The organism is uncultured Methanospirillum sp. (genome assembly GCF_963668415.2).
Taxonomy (GTDB): Archaea; Halobacteriota; Methanomicrobia; order Methanomicrobiales; family Methanospirillaceae; genus Methanospirillum.
The window spans coordinates 1,050,578-1,067,739 of the sequence record NZ_CAXXDL010000001.1; the positions used below are offsets into that span (position 1 = coordinate 1,050,578).

Genomic DNA, 17,162 nt, shown 5'->3' on the forward strand with positions numbered 1-17,162 from the left:
ATTCAGAAATTCGTTCAGATATGTTCATATATGTATCGCAACTAAAATTAAATTTAATTATGGATAAATTTTTTGCGTGGAGTTAATTCAATACATATTTTTTAAATGTTTAATTCATAGATTTCAGGATTGTATATCACAAAAATGAGTATCAATGATATGTCCGCCACCTTTGAGATCAAAACACTGCTTCTTCATCCGGCATCGTTTTTTGCCATAAAACAGAAAGAAGGAGTAAAACAACCTCTCATACTATTTGGTATCCTTTCACTGGGTGTCATGCTCAGTTATGCACTCTCCACCATAGTCTTTTCGTTCGTGAATCCCCGTATGACTCCAGCGTTATTCATGGATTTATTTCCCGGATATGGCCAGACTCTTGTATACTTTTTTTTGCGTTATATTGGGTTTATTTTTGTTCTTGTTCTTGTAACATACCTGGGAACTCGACTTTTCAGAATACCAGCAGAGATTCAAAATATAATAATCATATTTTGTTATGCCCAGGTTCCGTTCTCTCTTCTGATCATCGGTCAGTTTTTATTAAGCATTGTGGCAGCACTTATCACCCGTATATTTGTCACGTTCTTTGTTATACTCTATATTCTCCCCTGTTTACCATTAATCGGATTCATCTGGATGACAATCATTGCCACCAGGGGATTTCAGGCGTTTAACAGTCTCACCAATAGAAATCAGGTTCTCGGATTAGCAGTGCTTATTCTCATCTTCGGGTTTGGGTTTCTCTTTATGCAGGGATTTTTAGCATCCGTTGGGCTTTCACCAGACAGATTGACCTCGGAAACGAAAACTATGAATCAGAGTGAGCCAATCTTCTTAACTCCTGACCATAACTGGTCGCAGTATAGAAATGTGGGAATGGGAATTGCATTTCTTTTCCCTGCCGACTGGAACGTGAACACTACTAAAACTAAGGAAATATCCCGAGAATCGTATGTTATTATTTCATCAAATCAACGAGAAGAAAAACGTTCATCCATCGGAGAAAAGGGTATGCTCAGTCAGAGGATGTCAGAACGCTCGCATCACTATATGTGGCCGATTAAGGTGACTGGAAGTCAGGTAGAATCCCGGTCCCTTGAAGAAGCAGTGAGGACTGATATTGCCCAGCAGACTCTTCTAAACTATGATTTGATTAACCAATCACCAATCCGGATTGACAATAGAATCGGAACTATCGTGCACATGCAGTTGATATCTGAACGAAATAACTCGTTTTTTTGGGGCAACCAGCCCTTTACCATGAAGGGTGAGCCTGAGGTCTCCCTATATGAAGATCTTGTCTGGGTTGATGCGAATGGAATGCGATATTCATTCCATATGACATCCTATGCAGCGGGTTATGATCAGTATAGCAGGGAGTTTTCTGACATTCTTGATTCAGTCAGGTTTACTCTTCCTTTTTCTTCGGAATGATTCCATGTTTTGCTTTATACATAAAAAACACCAGAGCATGAATATGTATTTTCAGCATTTTTTTTATCGAAGAAATATTGTATCACAGTACCAGAGAAAAATTCTGCTTGTTTTAATCAGTTTTTTGCTTTTCGTCATCCCAATATACGGTGAAAGTACTTTTGTGATTCAGATCACCAATACCGAATCAAGTCCTTTCAAATACGATATCTTAAAAGAATGGGGTCAATTTGGTTCATCTCCGGGAGAATTTGATGGAATATCAGACATAGCAACCGGAACGGATGATACCATCTATGTTTCTGACTCAAATAATCACCGGATCCAGGTATTTTCAAAGAATGGTAGTTCTCTGCGATCCTGGGGCGGTTGGAAAAACGGAACAGGATATGAAATTAATCCTGGAGGGATAACAGTGGGGTTGAATGATAGGGTGTATGTCCCAGATTCAGGAAAAGATGTCATTTATTTATTTGATTCGATTGGAAGCCTTCTTCAGACAATAATTATCCCGGAAAATACAAGTGTTGGTCATTTTGGCTCCAAAAAGATAGCAGTTAATCAGGATGGTACTATCTATGTTACTGAACCGATAAACAAGATTATTAGAAAAATAAATAAAACAGGAAATCTTGAAAAAGATTGGCAGATTGTCAAAACAGGGGGAATTATTGGATCACCTGGACCGATGGTAACTGATGAAGATGGGGCCTTGTATGTTATTGACATGGGTTCTTGTTCTATTTTCAAATATTCTAAGGATGGAGATCTGATCAGTGAATGGAACCTTGCACAATATACACACCCGAACGAGTTTCATCCGGCAGATATTGCAATCGGATCTGATGGTTATCTTTATGTTACAGGAGTTTCGAGAGCTGAAATCCTTGTCCTAAATACCTCGGGAAACTTGGTATACACGGGAAAAATACCCCACAAAATGTGTTTTTTCCCGATTATTGCATGTAATTCGGATGGAGGACTGATTCTAGGAGAATCACAAACCAGTTCCATTACACGTATTCAGGTCACCCCGGTTCAGTCATCCGAGAAAAACCTTCACATAAGAAAAATGATTTCACCCCCTTTGAAATTTCCCACTACTATTCTATTGAACCCGGATAACACGATGTTCATAGCAGATTCAGAGAATGATAGGGTAATTAAAACAGACTTGCAGGGAAACATCATCTTTTCAATCGACTCTTCATCAGTTCCGGGAGGAAGATATAAAAATCCAGGGGGAATTGCCATCGATTCATCTGGTATCATTTATGCTACAAACCAGGGATATGGAAAAATTGAACGATTTTCACCAGATGGACACTATCTTTCAGAAATAGGATCTCATGGAACCAATCCAGGTCAGTTTAACAGGCCGACCGGCCTTGCCTTCGGACCGGATGGATCATTATATGTTGCTGACACAGGAAATAACCGGATAGTTAAACTGAGTCCGAATGGAACTGTTCTTACAATCTGGGGAAAAGAAGGTGTACAAGATACTGAATTCAGAGAACCCTGGGGTATTGCAGTAGAAAAAGAGGGAATGGTCTATGTTACAGACAGTCAGAACTGCCGGGTTGAAGTCTTTTCACCAGATGGTACATGGCTAAATACATGGGGAGCAAAAGGGGATGATCCGGGACGGTTTTTCATTCCAACCGGAATCATCATTGATACTGATGGGACGGTGTATGTTTCTGATACAAATAATTTCAGAATCCAGCAGTTTGATAAAAACGGAACATTTCTCCATGAGTTTATTCCAGAATATATTGGGCCATATGATAAGCCCAGAATGTACGGGCTGATAAAAACTCCCTCTGGGTTTATAACAACCAGTACCTATACCGGCGAGATCATTTCACTGGAATATGGAAATGATACAGGGTATGGCAATACCATGGTAAAGAACAAAAATCCGGTCAGAGAAGAAGAGGTATCTCTGGATGAACAATATGCCAGGTTCAGCAGATCGATGGATGAATGGTGGAATAAAACATGGGAGAAATTAATGGCGCTATGAATGAGGGAACAGAATATTATGAAAATTTCGACACGAATAAGCCTGAATCAGGGTCTATTTCAAATATTTTACTCATTATCCGGCTCTGTCTGAAAATCAAGTGATTGAAGTGATAAAAGACTGCATAAGTATAGTTACTCCTCAATCACTCAATGACAAATTATCGACGTTAATATAATTTAGCTCTGTTTAGTGTGTTTTAATTTTGCAGACTATTGAAATAGTCTCCGAATTATGTTTGGATAATCACTTGATTTTCAGACATGGCCAAATCTTTAAATAATCAATTTTAAGATAAATATTCATTTATATAATTATATAATTAAATAAATGGAAATAGGGCTGTCACCTTAATTAAATTCGTTCCTAAAAATTGACTGATCAATTTCGATCCGGATATTATAAAATCCGAATTCTACAAAGGAGTTATGTATCAAACCTTTTAAAAATCCGATGTTTTGGGGTATTGCCAAAAACTATGGAGTACCCTATCCAAATTATGTACTAACGGACTAATCCTAATATTTAGATTCCGGTCCCACTAATTAAAAAGCATCCTCAAATTAACGTTATTTTAGAGGGTCAGTGAAGTACCCATTGTCTCTATAAAAATAGGCTATTAAATAGCCTATTTCTTAAAAACACCGCATTTTTTGCATGTGGATATTACTAGTAAAAAAATACCTTAAATAAGGCCCCATTATTTAAATAAGGCACAAATATCGTTTTATGGCGGCATGCTATGACTAATCAAATTGAAATCGATATGATGATCGACTCATCTCTATAAATGGGCATAACGTCCCAATATGAAAAGGCGGAAAAGGCTCTATTTTCGAGATTGATATCATAAATGATATGGTCGATTACTTATTCAAATTGAAAGGAAACAAATCCTTATACTGGGAATCTTGTATGTTTCGCACATTATGATCTACATTTTTTTTACGTTGGATTAGATGATAATTCATATGGTTTTCTTAATATTTACTGAAATACTTTAAATTGTTACAGATTTATAGCCCATCTCAAAATACCTATGGACAAAAAATTTTTAAATAACAGAATTTGATATCATTGGGGATAATATAATCAAATTTCCTCCAAAACCCGCATGAACGGCTTTACCGTTAACATCTGAAACCATGAAAATTTTTAGGTCTTATGGCTGGTAATTTAGTGATCCGTTGTAATTTTTATAGGATATAAAAGATGAATTAATTAGATGAAAGTCTTATTCTAAATATTCCCTATAATTCAAGATATTTAGGGATATGTATTGTTTCTTACCCGTAATTATTCTCTAAATTGTTCTTTCATAACCACTATTTTTAACCTCAAGCTGGATTAATGTGTTCATTGATCACATAATAAGTTGTAAAAATGTGTTCACAGTACACAAAATATATACTTAAAAATGAAAGATCATTTTCATGAAACGATTCATATACGATACGTTACTTAAGTGGAAAGACGGTGTAGATCGGAAACCGGTGATTATTGAAGGAGTTCGCCAGTGTGGGAAAACCTGGATTCTAAAGGATTTTGGTGAGGCGGAATTCAAAGATATCGCGTATTTCAACTTTGAATATGATAACCGGCTGGAGAAGATATTTGATGGTGACCTGAATGTTTCAAGGATAATCAAAGATCTCGCCATTATACGGAATAAATCTCTTCAGCCTGGAACAACCCTCCTTATATTAGATGAAATTCAGATCTGCCCTCGTGCCATAACCTCTCTCAAATATTTCTGTGAAAACCTGCCCGAACTCCACATTGCCGCTGCCGGGTCCTTGTTAGGAGTAGCCATAGCACAGATGGGAAAAAATATCTCATTTCCCGTTGGCAAGGTGCAGATGATTAAGATGTATCCTCTTAATTTCCCTGAATTTCTCCTTGCAAAGGATGAAGAACTCCTTTACGAATATCTTCATAATTTGTCCCCGGACGAGGATGTATCCGCTGTATTTACCGGAAAACTGGAGGAAGCCTATCATGAATATCTGATCACGGGTGGTATGCCCGAGGTTGTCAGATCATGGATACATGAAAGGGATATAGGGATTGTAGAATCGATACAAACAGGAATTCTTGATACGTATGAAAAAGATTTTGTAAAATATGCATCGGTATCCGAATTCCCTAAACTCTCTCTGATATGGAATGCAATCCCTGCCCAACTTGCAAAGGACAATCAGAAATTTATATTCGCCCACGTAAAACAGGGGCTCCGGGCCCGGGACCTGGAGGACTCCCTGCTTTGGTTGATATCAGCCGGACTCATCTACAAGGTCGAAAAGATAGAGCGGCCATATGTTCCTGTTGCAACATATGGTGACAGTACATTCTTCAAGATCTATTTTGCTGATGTAGGGCTTTTACGCAGAATGAGTAAATTCCCGGCAGATGTGATCTTTGATACCACCTCGCTTACCGCAGACATGAGGGGCATTCTCACGGAAAATTTTGTGTTGACAGAATTAATTGCGAACGATTTTCAAAGACCCTTCTTCTGGAAATCCGGCGGGATCGCTGAGGTTGATTATATCATTCAGGAAGGGGTTGATGTCATTCCGATCGAGGTTAAATCAGCCAGAAGAACCCGTTCAAGAAGTCTTGTTGAGTACAGGAAAAAATTTAGTCCGTGTGTTGCCGTCCGGACCAGTCTCAAAGATATTGCCCGGCATTCGGACGAATACGGTGATATTCTGGAGATTCCACTATACCTTATCTGGAAACTGAAGGCGTATCTTTGAGGAGCAGTCATTTGATGGAGTCTTCTTTGAAAAATTTCAAAACCATTGTCATCCGAAATAGGGAATACCGTATATAAATTCAGAACTAATTCTGAAATCAGGATGATTCCTCCTCTTAATCAGGAATAATCTTATAATCCCTTTTTTATATGATTTCATGAAAAATGACGACTCGTTGACCTTACGTTACTTCAATAGAAACAAAAAACCGTGTTGATCTTATAATCTTTTTTTTTGCGCGATTGACCATTTTTCTTGTATGTCTCGAATGAAATCTGGTGCAGAGAACGAATTGTCATAATTTCCACAAAACTTTTTTTACATTAAGGCAATAATGTGGATCTTAGCTAAGAGAAAATTGTCTTAGCTCCAGTAAATTTGAGATGGTTGTATGAGAGAGGTTCGTGTAAATAGTAAAGAATCAGCGGTCTCACCGGTAGTTGGTGTACTGCTGATGCTCGTGGTCACGATTATTATCGCGGCAGTGGTGAGTTCGTTCGCTGGGGGGTTGACGGGTGGAACAACAAAGGCTCCTACTGCCTCATTAGAGGTGCATGTAAAAGCTGCAGAATTGCAGGGAGGAACAAGTTCTGGAGATTATGTTCCGGCATTTACTATTAAGCATATGGGCGGAGATGTTCTTCCAACCAAAAATTTGAAAGTAACAACATTCTTTAAAAACCAGTCAACCAGTGAATTAACTCAAGGAACCCTTGAAGGGGAGGTGGCCGTTCCCGGAAGATCAGATTGGACGATTGGTGGATATATAGATACTAAATACTGTGCACCATTATTTCTTAATGATCTGAATCGATTCGGATATGCAACATCCAGCAACCAATATGCGCCCGGTTGGTTTGGTAATGAATCTGCGATTTTCCGTCCAGGAGATATTTTAACCACTTCGGCAATGTATTCGGAATATGTGACCAATCCAAGTGTAAGTACTCCTCAGGTAAATCTAGGTCTAAACAATTTAACTGGCCTTAACTGTAGTGATTTGAATACCGGATTCGTTGCAACAAAAACGATAAAGGTCCAGGTTGTTGACAAACCCAGTGGAAAAACAATCTTCGACAAAGAGGTGACGATCGAATGATAACAAAAAGAACTCTGGAAGATGCAGTCTCACCGGTTATTGGTATTCTTCTCATGCTTGTGGTTACCATTATCATTGCTGCAGTAGTCAGTGGGTTTGCAAGTGGGTTGGCAGGTGGTCAGTCAAAAGCACCTCAAGCTTCTATCGAAGAATCGACTGATCTTCCAACACACAATGCGACATTTCAACACAAGGGAGGAGATGCTGTAAAAATTGACTCAATTTCAGTGGTCTTTATTCAGGGAGATACCAAAGCTACGTTATCTGCCACAGATGCTGGAACCAATATATGTAAGGGATTCAAAGTATTGGGGAAAGATTCAACGACATTCAGCCCAGGGGATAGGCTTGTATTATCGGGGACTGATTTTGGATGGTATACTGATAAACCAGGTAAAGATCCATCTACTATTGCCTTTGGCTCCGCTTCATTCAAGAAAGGCGATGAATGGATGATCATCGACAAGAAGAGTTCTGCAACAATCTGCCGTGGAACAATTTCTTAATCCAATATTATCAACACCCTTTTTTGATCGTATCACGTGGTCAATTTTTGTTAAGCTCATGTATACCTGGGATACCGGGTTTGAATATCTGAAAAAAGTTATGATTCGTAAGCAATAAGCACGGCACCGAGTTTCTTCTCCATCTCATTGAGATCCTGGACCTGTTCAGGTTTGAGTGGTTTGTACTTCGGAGCTGCAAGAATGTACAATCCGAGTTCATTCTCCAGTGCCTGTACCTTCTCAAGTTGTTGTCCTGTCAATGTTGCATACATTGTTCTTCACCACGAGTATACAAGACCTATAGGGATAAAAAAGATCGCCGAAGAAATATTTCAAAAGAATCAAACAGTTTGAGCTCTGATTTTTTGGGGTAATAACAGGAATTTTTTCACACCCACCAATCAATCACACCTGAACCACGAGGAGATGAATAACCATGTCTGATCACAAAGACCCTGAGCAAATTGAGCATCATAATAGTTCTTCGAACGATCTCTTCATCACATCATCAGGAGAGTCAGTCTCCAGGACAGATGATTCAATTATTGTAAAACTCTCTGCTGGCAGAGTAGTCTTCTCAACTGCAACGATAAATGGAGGTTTCCGGCGTGATCTCACCGCTGTATATAATCATCAGTTATCTCATGCAGCAATTCACTCGCATGAACTTGAGGGAGGCAGTGTTGAGTCCTATCTAGCCATAACTGCAGAACGGTTGCATCTGGATCCAGATACTACAGCCGGACTCCTTACCGCAGCAAAGATGAAGCACGCAGCAGTAGTAACAGAGTCGTTTCGTGGCCTGGAAGTGACTGCACTGATTACCGCAGGCATAGAAGTTAATGGAGGGCGTGCAGGAGATCCTGCATCCTATTACCAGGAATCGGGGAAGATATCACCAATAGGGGGGACTATAAACACCATCCTCATCATCAATGCAGATCTTCCCGAACGAACATGCATTCAGACTGTAATGACTGCTACTGAAGCGAAGAGTGTTGCACTCCAGCAGCTGATGGCACAGAGCCAGTACTCGTCTGGTATTGCTACTGGATCTGGAACCGATGGCATCGCTATCATTGCAGATTCTACAAGTTCTCAACATCTGACTGATGCCGGTAAACATTCAAAACTTGGCGAACTTATTGGGACCACTGTCATCAAAGCAACTGCTGAGGCACTCAACAGGCAGTCTGGCCTGAACACTCTATCCCAGCGAAACCTGATGGTCAGACTGGCCAGGTTTGGTATCACTGAAGAAGAGGTCTGGTCTGCTGCAACGAAACTGGATGGTGAGAATCGACGAGCCAGGTTCATCGAAGCACTCAGAGAGATAGCATGTGAACCGGGATTGGTCGCAGCAGTTTCTGCAGTCATTCATATTCATGATGAGATCTCATGGGGGCTGATTCCTGCAGTAGCGGGGCAGAATGCTGCGTCTCGTCTGCTTCAGGCAATACCTGACCTGACGGGAATTCAAGGAGGTGACTGCAGCTTCTCACTTACTCATCAACAGAGTATACTTGACAACCTTAAGATTACTATTGCATACATGGCTAAACAGAGATGTCTCTCACGAACTGATATCTTAGGCTAATCTCTTCTTTTTAAGAATCTAGGTAATAAGATAAATTTTCCATATTTTTTATCCAATCCTTACAGAATATCAACACAAATTTTATGATGCTAACTTCAGGATAATTTAAGAAGTGATTTATTACTTCAATACTTATAAGCAACAAGATGCAACAATCCGGAAGAATTAAGCGCTGTCCGGTGTGTAACGGACGCATGGAGTATAGATCATTTGATCCATGGACAACTTTTCCAAAAGATATCTGTAGTAAGTGTGGTTATTCCGGATCTTTTGCCATTGAATGGGTTAATGATAAAATGATGGCAGACTACCATCCTCACGACTCCGAACATCGAAAAAAAGAGGCGTATGCAATAGAACACAGTTCACTACAGAATGTTGTCCGTTTCTTTGGCATCATTGCTATTATCACATATCTGTTGATACTGATTATGATGGTAATTACGGCAATAAAATAAACTGGAGGATTGATGAATTAGATCCGGATTTTGCAAAGAATTATCGCTTGTTTGAGTTCAAAATATATCTATCGATAATAAAAAACCATCTCATATCGTAGGATATTGTACATGGTAGAAGAGCATAATAAAACACCAATGAGGCAGCGCCTCATTGGTGTTTTGATACACCCAGTAACAAATATTAACGCTTCTGATAGTTGATGGATTTAGAATTTTACGGATTATTCACTGTATATCCCATTCATATGATCCCTGAATATATACTCCAAAAGCATCAATGATCCAACTCCACCAATAAGTGCTCTCTGAATAAACTCAAGATCAGTATACATCCTATTAGAGAGATCAAAATAACTCCTGCAGACTCCTGACAACGCCAAATGTTCTCCGAAAATCCCTTCTGCAAAGTAAAAATCTGGTGATGCAGACTCTGCACTCACTCCTAACGCTGAAGAAAGAGTATGGTCCTCTAAAAATCTGATAAGCGATCTGTGCTGCTTTTCATCTCCTCCTTGTCCAACCTCTATACAGACCGGTAGCATATTCAGATACGAATAGAGCCATGTTATCAAAGGTAATGCTACAGAAATGTCGGCCCGAATCCCAAACGTGAGCCCCCGGATCGATGATGCTTCATGAGAAGATCTGCTAATAATATGATAAGCCCTGTTTTTTTGTGAATTCAGGTAATCAAGGGCTAAACCCGGATCGACACTGAGAGCTGCTGCCACTGTACGGATCCAGACTTCAGTTGCTGAAAAACCGATCGGTGCACCAGCCGGGGATATCACTGGAGGAATACCAAACTTGTTTTCATACCAGGCAGCTGTCTTTGTGGCATACTCCGGAAAAATAACCAGGTTATGAGAGGCTGAAGTAGACTCCCTGATCTCTGCAACAGGAGAACCAGTCCATTTACAAATTACATGAAGCCCCATCAACGTGCACAAATGAATTAATTCACGAGCATTCCCCTCCCAATACCGCTGATATAAAGAAAGCCCAAGAAGATTTACACCTCTTTTAACTTTTGGCAGGTTGTTTAAGGAAAGCCATTCAAGTAACGCTACCACCGTCTCATCAGATGCTGCGGGTAAAGGCTTAGAATACCATGCATCCTCAAAGGCAATACATCTCCTGGCAAGACCTGCCTGTCTGATAAACCGGTTCAGATCATCCCCTATCAATGATGCACCGGGAGAATTGACGATAGCAATTAGGGTATCTCCTTTCTCTGCAATGAGTGGCAGAATTGCTGAAAGTTTCGCTGTCGATCCGGCAATGTAATCATCAGCATCCAGGTATGTGCAGGGAATCCGTGACTGGCCGAAAAAGAACAGTTCTTCAAAACTTCTCCTGGTAAGGCAGGTATCCCTGGGCAGGAGGCGATCTGAAAGATACGCAGGATATCCTCTGCACCCATTCGGCCCGTTGATCATCGCACGAGCATCAACAATCCCCTCGATAGTTAGTAGAGACCCTAAAAATCCATCTGCATCGTCAATCATGTCATCCCCCCATCCTTCCTCCATCCTTCCTCCATCCTTCACTGTTCGGGAGTTTGATTATCCGACTCCATCGTTCAGCCCACCTGATTCCTGCAAAAAAACCGAGACCCGGAGAGTATGGAATAAGATCGCTCTTTGCATGTTCTTCTGGTGAAAGGGATGGATAGGTATAGAGCACCAGATCAGGTTTCAGAACCCTGATATCTGTCAAGCGTTTCTGTAGATCATAGTCATAACAGAAATCTATCGTCTTCTCGTATCGTGATTGAAATGTGTCATTAAATGGTGAATACAGTATACCCACTCGTAAAACCTTCATCCCGAGATCAATAGCCAGATCCAGAATCCAGTCGATTGATCGGCGTTGTGTTGTTATCAGAACTGTTTTCCCTTTCAGAATCTCCCTTGACCTGAGGAGCTTCTTTTCATACTCAATCCATGCATCCCGGATCATCATATCAGCACAATCCTTACGATCAAAGACATCTGCCACTGCACGTAACCAGATTTCAGTCTCAATACGCCCAACGGGAAGGGGGTAGTTGAGGAACGGCCGGTGATATGTTGACTCTATGAACGTCCTGATACTTCCCGAGTAATCGTTATGATCAATAGGAAGAAAGAGTGACGAATCATGTGCTTTTCTGAGTGACTTCACAGAACAACGGCAGAGTAAGCGGCAATTCAGGGTTACTACAAGATGATTCAAAAGTTTTTCGATCGCCCTGATATTTCGTTCTTCTCCTGGAGCAAAGACTCGTTCTCCTACCAGGGTAACCGAGCGATCACCTGTTGTCCGTGTCATGGGAGGAAGATGCTGAAATATCTCCTGGTATGTCAGAATCATTCCCTGGGTAAAATCTCCGGCTATGTTACCATCAGCCTGAATTACAATGATCTCGACTCCAGGTTTTTTTTCTTTCATCTGATCTATAACATATCTGACCCGGTCACCATTCAGACCCGGTACACAGGAAGGTATGATGAAGATCCAGGAGTATCCTTTGTCAATTACTTCTTCTAAAACACGTGTCAGGGATTCCTCTCCCCCATGGATAAATTCATTGTCAGAAAGATTGGTACAAAACAGTGATTCTGCACTTGAACCATGATACGGAACATTTGAGATTCGGGTTATTCTCATCTCGGTGCCGATAATCTTCTCCCTGATCATGAGAGAACAACTGGCAGGTGCATGCATTATCGTTGCTGCATCGGTAAACTGAGTTGTCACTACTACTGCACCGGCAAATGCGCATCCAATAAGTGGTCGTTTATTCCTAACCGATGAAGAGTATTCTAAAGCCTTTGGTTTTTCTGAAGCCAAAATTGGCCCATAGGATTCTGCTGTATGAGTATGTTTTCGCTCAAGGAGCAGGTGTTCGAGGTCAGAATCAGAAAGCGGGCTGCCAGTATACAGGCAGTCACCTGACCCGGTCCTGATTTTTTTGATATGATCAGAAAGATCTCTAAAGATAGAAGCTTCCCTGGACTCAGGGAAGAGTTCCAGGATCGTCTTTCCTTCTTTCTCTGCCTGCGCAAATAGAGTACTCTTAGGAATGTGAGCAATAATTGGGAGGGATACTGCGTTCGCAAACCTTACAACCCGTACCTCTTCGTCATCTAATCCCCGCTCATTGAAGATGATTCCTGCAATTCTCCCTGTTTCAGATGTAAAATTCTGGATCCCTTTGAGAATGTTGTTTGCAGCGTACAGAGACATGTACTCACCTGATGTCACAATAACCACAGCATCGGCATACTCTTCTCTGACAGGAACTGCAAATCCCCCGCACACCACATCTCCAAGGACATCATACAGGGTAACATCAAATTGATGAGAATTGAGACCCAGATTTGACAGGAGTTCAAACATGGTGATGATACCCCGCCCTGCACATCCAACACCAGGTTCAGGTCCACCTGCTTCAACACAGGCGACTCCCCGGTATCCTCTGAAAAGAATATCTTCAAGACGACGCTGCCCGGGGATTGTCTGTTTAGCATAATCCATAACGGTTCTTGGGATAATATCACCAAGCAGGAGGCGTGTGGAGTCATGTTTAGGATCACACCCGATCTGAAGAACCTTCATGCCATCCTCAGCAAGCGATGCAGAAATATTAGCCGAGATGGTGGATTTTCCAATCCCTCCTTTTCCATATACTGCAAACTTCATAAGTTTAGATCCCAGGGCTCATAATCCTGAATTCAGTAACAATTTTTGAGATCTGCGGAGGATGCCAGGTATAACGATAATCCGGTCAGGAAGAACAGTTGAGATCAGCCGTGCAAAACAAGGCTCCATCTGGCAAGGTAATAATTTAGAACGATATTTCCTCCTCATGATATACCCAGTTGAAGAAATGCTATTGGAAACTGCTGAGGTTATACCCCTTTGATTGAAAATCTCTGCCCATCTCAGCAGGTATTCCAGAAAGAACTGTTGATACACAGAAATGCATGAGTGAAAAACAATAATCAGTATTGGGCACAATGGTCGATGAAGTGATATGAATCAATTTAGGCTCGATCATTCAAAACATAGGTATCAGAACTCAATACCTTCCCGGGCTCTGACTCCATTATCATAGTAATGCTTGATCTTTTTCATTTCAGTAACGAGATGAGCTGCTTGAAGCAATTCTGCAGGAGCCTTTCTTCCGGTTAACACCACCTCAACATGGGGTTTTCTCACCTCAATCAGAGCCAGAACTTCTTCAGTAGTAATAACCTGATATGCAACACACATCAGAATCTCATCCAGAACAACCAGATCAAAACACCCTGATCTGAGAACATCATGGCAGTGTTTCATCCCACGGTGTACAGCCGCAATCTCACCCGGACCCGGGAGTCCTGACACAAAATTTCCAGTCCCGTACTGCTCTATCACAAACCGATCACAAAGAGCACAGAGTCCAAGTTCTGCTGTTTTAATCCCTTTGAAGAACTGAGCAAAGAAGACCGAACCTCCGGTCAGTAAAATTCTCATGGAAAGGCCGAGCGCTGCAGTCGTCTTCCCTTTCCCTGTACCACAGTAAATCTGAACATACCCCTGCCTGGCCAAACGATCTTTCAGAGATGAGGAGCAGGATTGAGAAAGTCCAATCTGCCCCCCGGTGGTATTGGAGTATGCTGGTGGATGGTGTGTGCTGGTGCTTCCTGTCATGGACAATGCTGGTTACGCTGGATGGGCCATATCAGATTCTTTTCGAAGAGCCCAGATCACAAACTCGTTCGGATTATGGAACATAAACGCTGGTACCGGGACATCATCCCCGCGTGATGTATCCATCCGGCTGACGATCATCTCTCCTTGAGGATTGTATGAGTACTTCACCTCAAGATCATTCTCTTTTCCCCAGAGCCCTGGGTCAACAGCCAGATTGTATGCGATCGAGACCGCCCACTGATCATCAGTGATGTCTGCGTACACTTTTCCCAAAAGACGCCTGTTATTCCTCCTGATGGAAACTTTGTTCTCAAACTTTTCTACAGAACTACGAAGTTTTGAGTTAGGCTTCAGGCCAAAAAAATTTGCCATAGATCAAAATAAGTTGTTTATACTAAAAATGGTTTCCTATGACTGATCATAACAAAACCATTAGAGCTATTTTTTCTTACAGATGACAACCCTATAATTGATCCTAATCCCTGCTTCATCTTCTGATGTAAAAAAACAGGATAATAAACCCTAAAAGTGGCCCATTGGTAACCTGAAGCAAGACCTATGAAAAGAACCTTTCAAGTAAATATTTGCACAATTGCCAGGTTGAAGATAGTATAGTTCAGGATCACTTACTTTATTCAGATATCAGGGGATCCATATTGATGATTGATGAATTTTCAGTTTTATCCTGTGAGATGCTGACATGCCGATACCTGCCAGACGGAATTACCATCTCAAAGATAGCACCTTCTCCCTTTCTTCCAATCTCCGAAATCTCTATCTCTGTGATCTTTAGAATTTCGCGAACAAGAAAGAGACCCATCCCGGTATTTCTTCCATGCCCTCTGAGAAAGATCTTCTTCTTCTCATCGTCGGCCACTCCTTCCCCATCATCTGCGATATGAATCAGAAGGATATCTCCACTCATATGGGATGAGACTGTAATGGTCTTTACAGACCCCCCATGCCTGATACAATTCTCAATGAGATTGTAACATACCCGGGAAAAGAGAGGATCCACAGATACCTCTACCGGGAAGGTGAGAAGAATGTGAAACTCAATGTCTGCAGAACGAGCCAGGTCCGCATATGAAGAAAATGATTCCTGAAGATCAGACCATACTGGCTCTGATATCCCGATGTCCTGATACAGAGCTGTAAATGAGATCGCCTGATCGATATTCTGCACTGACCTATTGGCAATATTTAAGAGAACTTCAGTATCCTCCCCGGTGTTGTATTCGTTCACGATCGACAGAGCAGCCTGAAGAGAGGTCAGATGATTCTTGATGTCATGTCTGGTAATAGAAGAGAGGAGATGCAGTTTCTGGTTAGCCTGAATAAGTGCACGTTCAGCCCGGATGCGATCAGTGACATCTCTTCCCCTACCAAGAAGGGCTGTTCTGCCATTATACTGAATACGAGCAAAAACAAATTCAACCATCTTTGTTGATCCATCTTTCGCCTGAATCGATGTCTCATACCGCAAATGGCCTGTAATTCCGTTCATAACCATCTGAACCTGGGATCGAAGGGCAGGCCTATCAGCCGGAGTGATAGTCTTCCAGATATCCAGATCGTAGAGATCTCCTTCAGAGTACCCTGATATCGTTGAACATGTGGGATTTACGTAGATGTACCGGGAGTCCTGTATCAGAAATACCGCGTCGTTACTGTTTTCTACCAGAGTCCGATACTTGAGTTCACTCTCTTCAAGCAGTCTCTTCCATTCATATAGTGTCTCATAACTTTCGCGCAATTCCTCCTGCGAAACTGCCAGTTCTTCATATGAACTCTCAAGTGTCTCTTGCTTCTTTTTTAATTCCTCTTCAATTGCCATGATGTGGGAGATATCCCGAATCGTCACAATTGCACCATATGGCTGCCCTTCCTGATCTGATAACATCCCTGCTACCACCCAGACAATCCGATCCCCGGTCTGAAAAGACGAGGGAATACAGGCATATCCACTGATTACGCATCTCCCAACCTCTACTGATGTATACCGGGAATAATTTACACTGGCTCCGTGTACCAGATAATCGACAAGCGTGTCCCGTTTATCTCCATAGATTGCAGATGCATATGCCCGGTCAGTTGCGCCCAAAATCTCTGCCTTTCTATTTCCGGTGAATAACTCCATAGCCCGGTTCCATGCGATCACAGATCCATTCTTATCGATTGCAAAGGTAGGATCCGGGAGGTGTTCAATAATATTTTCAAAATGATTCCGTGAGTTCTGAAGTGTATGGAGCAGCTTGACACGCTTTGTTGTATCCCGGATGGATTCAATAGCTCCTGAAAGATTTCCCTTGGGATCTGAAAATCGGGTAGCCTTCACCCAGAACGTCCTCTTGACTCCGTTGATGGTGCAGGTAGTACTCCCGGTGTAGCCTTTTTCCGTTTTTTCTGGTTTTTTGTAGTTTTTACCGATGAGGCTGTCCAATGAGAAGATGTAGATTGGACAGATTGTCAATCAAATGATTCGCTTTTTGTCGAACTACCAATTTTTACAATAGAATGAAAGATACACGCACTGCAAAGGATGGGAATCAACATCCAAACTACCCAAAATTACAGTTAAAAGACGAAAA

14 protein-coding genes and 1 pseudogene are annotated in these 17,162 nt (G+C 41.4%); 9 read left to right on the forward strand and 6 right to left on the reverse strand.

Translation table 11 applies throughout. From position 1 onward, the window contains the following. The first annotated feature begins 144 nt into the window (after positions 1-144). From ACHZA2_RS04830 to ACHZA2_RS04855, 6 genes and pseudogenes are all read left to right on the forward strand, one after another. Positions 145-1,437 carry a Yip1 family protein gene (locus tag ACHZA2_RS04830; protein WP_319578755.1) on the forward strand — a complete coding sequence of 431 codons (1,293 nt, stop codon included), beginning with the start codon at positions 145-147 and terminating at the stop codon, positions 1,435-1,437. 43 nt (positions 1,438-1,480) lie between these two features. Further along, positions 1,481-2,503: pseudogene (locus ACHZA2_RS04835) on the forward strand (NHL repeat-containing protein); the annotation flags it as partial. 63 nt (positions 2,504-2,566) lie between these two features. Continuing rightward, positions 2,567-3,466, forward strand: coding sequence for an NHL repeat-containing protein (locus ACHZA2_RS04840; protein ID WP_319578756.1), 900 nt, complete (start codon positions 2,567-2,569; stop codon positions 3,464-3,466). 1,433 nt (positions 3,467-4,899) lie between these two features. Next, positions 4,900-6,225, forward strand: coding sequence for a DUF4143 domain-containing protein (locus ACHZA2_RS04845; RefSeq protein WP_319578757.1), 1,326 nt, complete (start codon positions 4,900-4,902; stop codon positions 6,223-6,225). A gap of 391 nt (positions 6,226-6,616) precedes the next feature. Beyond that, positions 6,617-7,324 carry a type IV pilin N-terminal domain-containing protein gene (locus ACHZA2_RS04850; protein WP_319578758.1) on the forward strand — a complete coding sequence of 236 codons (708 nt, stop codon included), beginning with the start codon at positions 6,617-6,619 and terminating at the stop codon, positions 7,322-7,324. Beyond that, positions 7,321-7,830 carry a type IV pilin N-terminal domain-containing protein gene (locus ACHZA2_RS04855; protein ID WP_319578759.1) on the forward strand — a complete coding sequence of 170 codons (510 nt, stop codon included), beginning with the start codon at positions 7,321-7,323 and terminating at the stop codon, positions 7,828-7,830. The genes ACHZA2_RS04850 and ACHZA2_RS04855 overlap by 4 nt, the downstream gene beginning before the upstream one ends. Positions 7,831-7,928: 98 nt before the next feature. Here ACHZA2_RS04855 and ACHZA2_RS04860 read toward each other — a convergent pair whose 3' ends face one another. Then, positions 7,929-8,102: a hypothetical protein gene (locus ACHZA2_RS04860; protein ID WP_319578760.1), complete on the reverse strand. Its 174-nt coding sequence runs from the start codon at positions 8,100-8,102 to the stop codon at positions 7,929-7,931. Positions 8,103-8,266: 164 nt separating this feature from the next. Here ACHZA2_RS04860 and ACHZA2_RS04865 point away from each other — a divergent pair, with 164 nt between their 5' ends. Both ACHZA2_RS04865 and ACHZA2_RS04870 read left to right on the forward strand, forming a co-directional pair. Continuing rightward, positions 8,267-9,427: an adenosylcobinamide amidohydrolase gene (locus tag ACHZA2_RS04865; protein ID WP_319578761.1), complete on the forward strand. Its 1,161-nt coding sequence runs from the start codon at positions 8,267-8,269 to the stop codon at positions 9,425-9,427. A 194-nt stretch (positions 9,428-9,621) separates the two neighbouring features. Beyond that, on the forward strand, positions 9,622-9,885 hold the full coding sequence (locus tag ACHZA2_RS04870; protein WP_319578762.1) for a hypothetical protein: 264 nt from the start codon (positions 9,622-9,624) through the stop codon (positions 9,883-9,885). A gap of 224 nt (positions 9,886-10,109) precedes the next feature. On the opposite strand, the gene ACHZA2_RS04875 is transcribed toward ACHZA2_RS04870, so the two are convergent. Beyond that, positions 10,110-11,420 (reverse strand): nitrogenase component 1, encoded by a 1,311-nt coding sequence (locus ACHZA2_RS04875; protein WP_319578763.1) that lies wholly within the window; start codon positions 11,418-11,420, stop codon positions 10,110-10,112. Beyond that, positions 11,398-13,575 carry a nitrogenase component 1 gene (locus ACHZA2_RS04880; RefSeq protein ID WP_319578764.1) on the reverse strand — a complete coding sequence of 726 codons (2,178 nt, stop codon included), beginning with the start codon at positions 13,573-13,575 and terminating at the stop codon, positions 11,398-11,400. The genes ACHZA2_RS04875 and ACHZA2_RS04880 overlap by 23 nt, the downstream gene beginning before the upstream one ends. Before the next feature lie 61 nt (positions 13,576-13,636). Between ACHZA2_RS04880 and ACHZA2_RS04885 the strand changes: the two genes are divergently transcribed. Then, on the forward strand, positions 13,637-13,798 hold the full coding sequence (locus tag ACHZA2_RS04885) for a hypothetical protein (protein ID WP_319539829.1): 162 nt from the start codon (positions 13,637-13,639) through the stop codon (positions 13,796-13,798). 149 nt (positions 13,799-13,947) lie between these two features. Here ACHZA2_RS04885 and ACHZA2_RS04890 read toward each other — a convergent pair whose 3' ends face one another. The 3 genes from ACHZA2_RS04890 to ACHZA2_RS04900 all read right to left on the reverse strand — a co-directional run bounded on the left by ACHZA2_RS04890 (position 13,948) and on the right by ACHZA2_RS04900 (position 17,044). Then, positions 13,948-14,568, reverse strand: a complete 621-nt coding sequence (locus ACHZA2_RS04890) for a cob(I)yrinic acid a,c-diamide adenosyltransferase (RefSeq protein ID WP_319578765.1) — start codon at positions 14,566-14,568, stop codon at positions 13,948-13,950. A gap of 12 nt (positions 14,569-14,580) precedes the next feature. Then, positions 14,581-14,943: a hypothetical protein gene (locus ACHZA2_RS04895; RefSeq protein ID WP_319578766.1), complete on the reverse strand. Its 363-nt coding sequence runs from the start codon at positions 14,941-14,943 to the stop codon at positions 14,581-14,583. A gap of 259 nt (positions 14,944-15,202) precedes the next feature. After that, complete coding sequence (locus tag ACHZA2_RS04900) at positions 15,203-17,044, reverse strand: PAS domain S-box protein (protein WP_319578767.1); 1,842 nt, start codon at positions 17,042-17,044, stop codon at positions 15,203-15,205. Positions 17,045-17,162 lie beyond the last annotated feature (118 nt).

Coding starts and splice junctions, on each gene's coding strand:
- ACHZA2_RS04830 (WP_319578755.1), top strand. CDS start 145: ATGAGTATCAATGATATGTCCGCCACCTTTGAGATCAAAACACTGCTT.
- ACHZA2_RS04840 (WP_319578756.1), top strand. CDS start 2,567: ATGTTCATAGCAGATTCAGAGAATGATAGGGTAATTAAAACAGACTTG.
- ACHZA2_RS04845 (WP_319578757.1), top strand. CDS start 4,900: ATGAAACGATTCATATACGATACGTTACTTAAGTGGAAAGACGGTGTA.
- ACHZA2_RS04850 (WP_319578758.1), top strand. CDS start 6,617: ATGAGAGAGGTTCGTGTAAATAGTAAAGAATCAGCGGTCTCACCGGTA.
- ACHZA2_RS04855 (WP_319578759.1), top strand. CDS start 7,321: ATGATAACAAAAAGAACTCTGGAAGATGCAGTCTCACCGGTTATTGGT.
- ACHZA2_RS04860 (WP_319578760.1), bottom strand. CDS start 8,102: ATGTATGCAACATTGACAGGACAACAACTTGAGAAGGTACAGGCACTG.
- ACHZA2_RS04865 (WP_319578761.1), top strand. CDS start 8,267: ATGTCTGATCACAAAGACCCTGAGCAAATTGAGCATCATAATAGTTCT.
- ACHZA2_RS04870 (WP_319578762.1), top strand. CDS start 9,622: ATGGAGTATAGATCATTTGATCCATGGACAACTTTTCCAAAAGATATC.
- ACHZA2_RS04875 (WP_319578763.1), bottom strand. CDS start 11,420: ATGGAGGAAGGATGGGGGGATGACATGATTGACGATGCAGATGGATTT.
- ACHZA2_RS04880 (WP_319578764.1), bottom strand. CDS start 13,575: ATGAAGTTTGCAGTATATGGAAAAGGAGGGATTGGAAAATCCACCATC.
- ACHZA2_RS04885 (WP_319539829.1), top strand. CDS start 13,637: ATGCCAGGTATAACGATAATCCGGTCAGGAAGAACAGTTGAGATCAGC.
- ACHZA2_RS04890 (WP_319578765.1), bottom strand. CDS start 14,568: ATGACAGGAAGCACCAGCACACACCATCCACCAGCATACTCCAATACC.
- ACHZA2_RS04895 (WP_319578766.1), bottom strand. CDS start 14,943: ATGGCAAATTTTTTTGGCCTGAAGCCTAACTCAAAACTTCGTAGTTCT.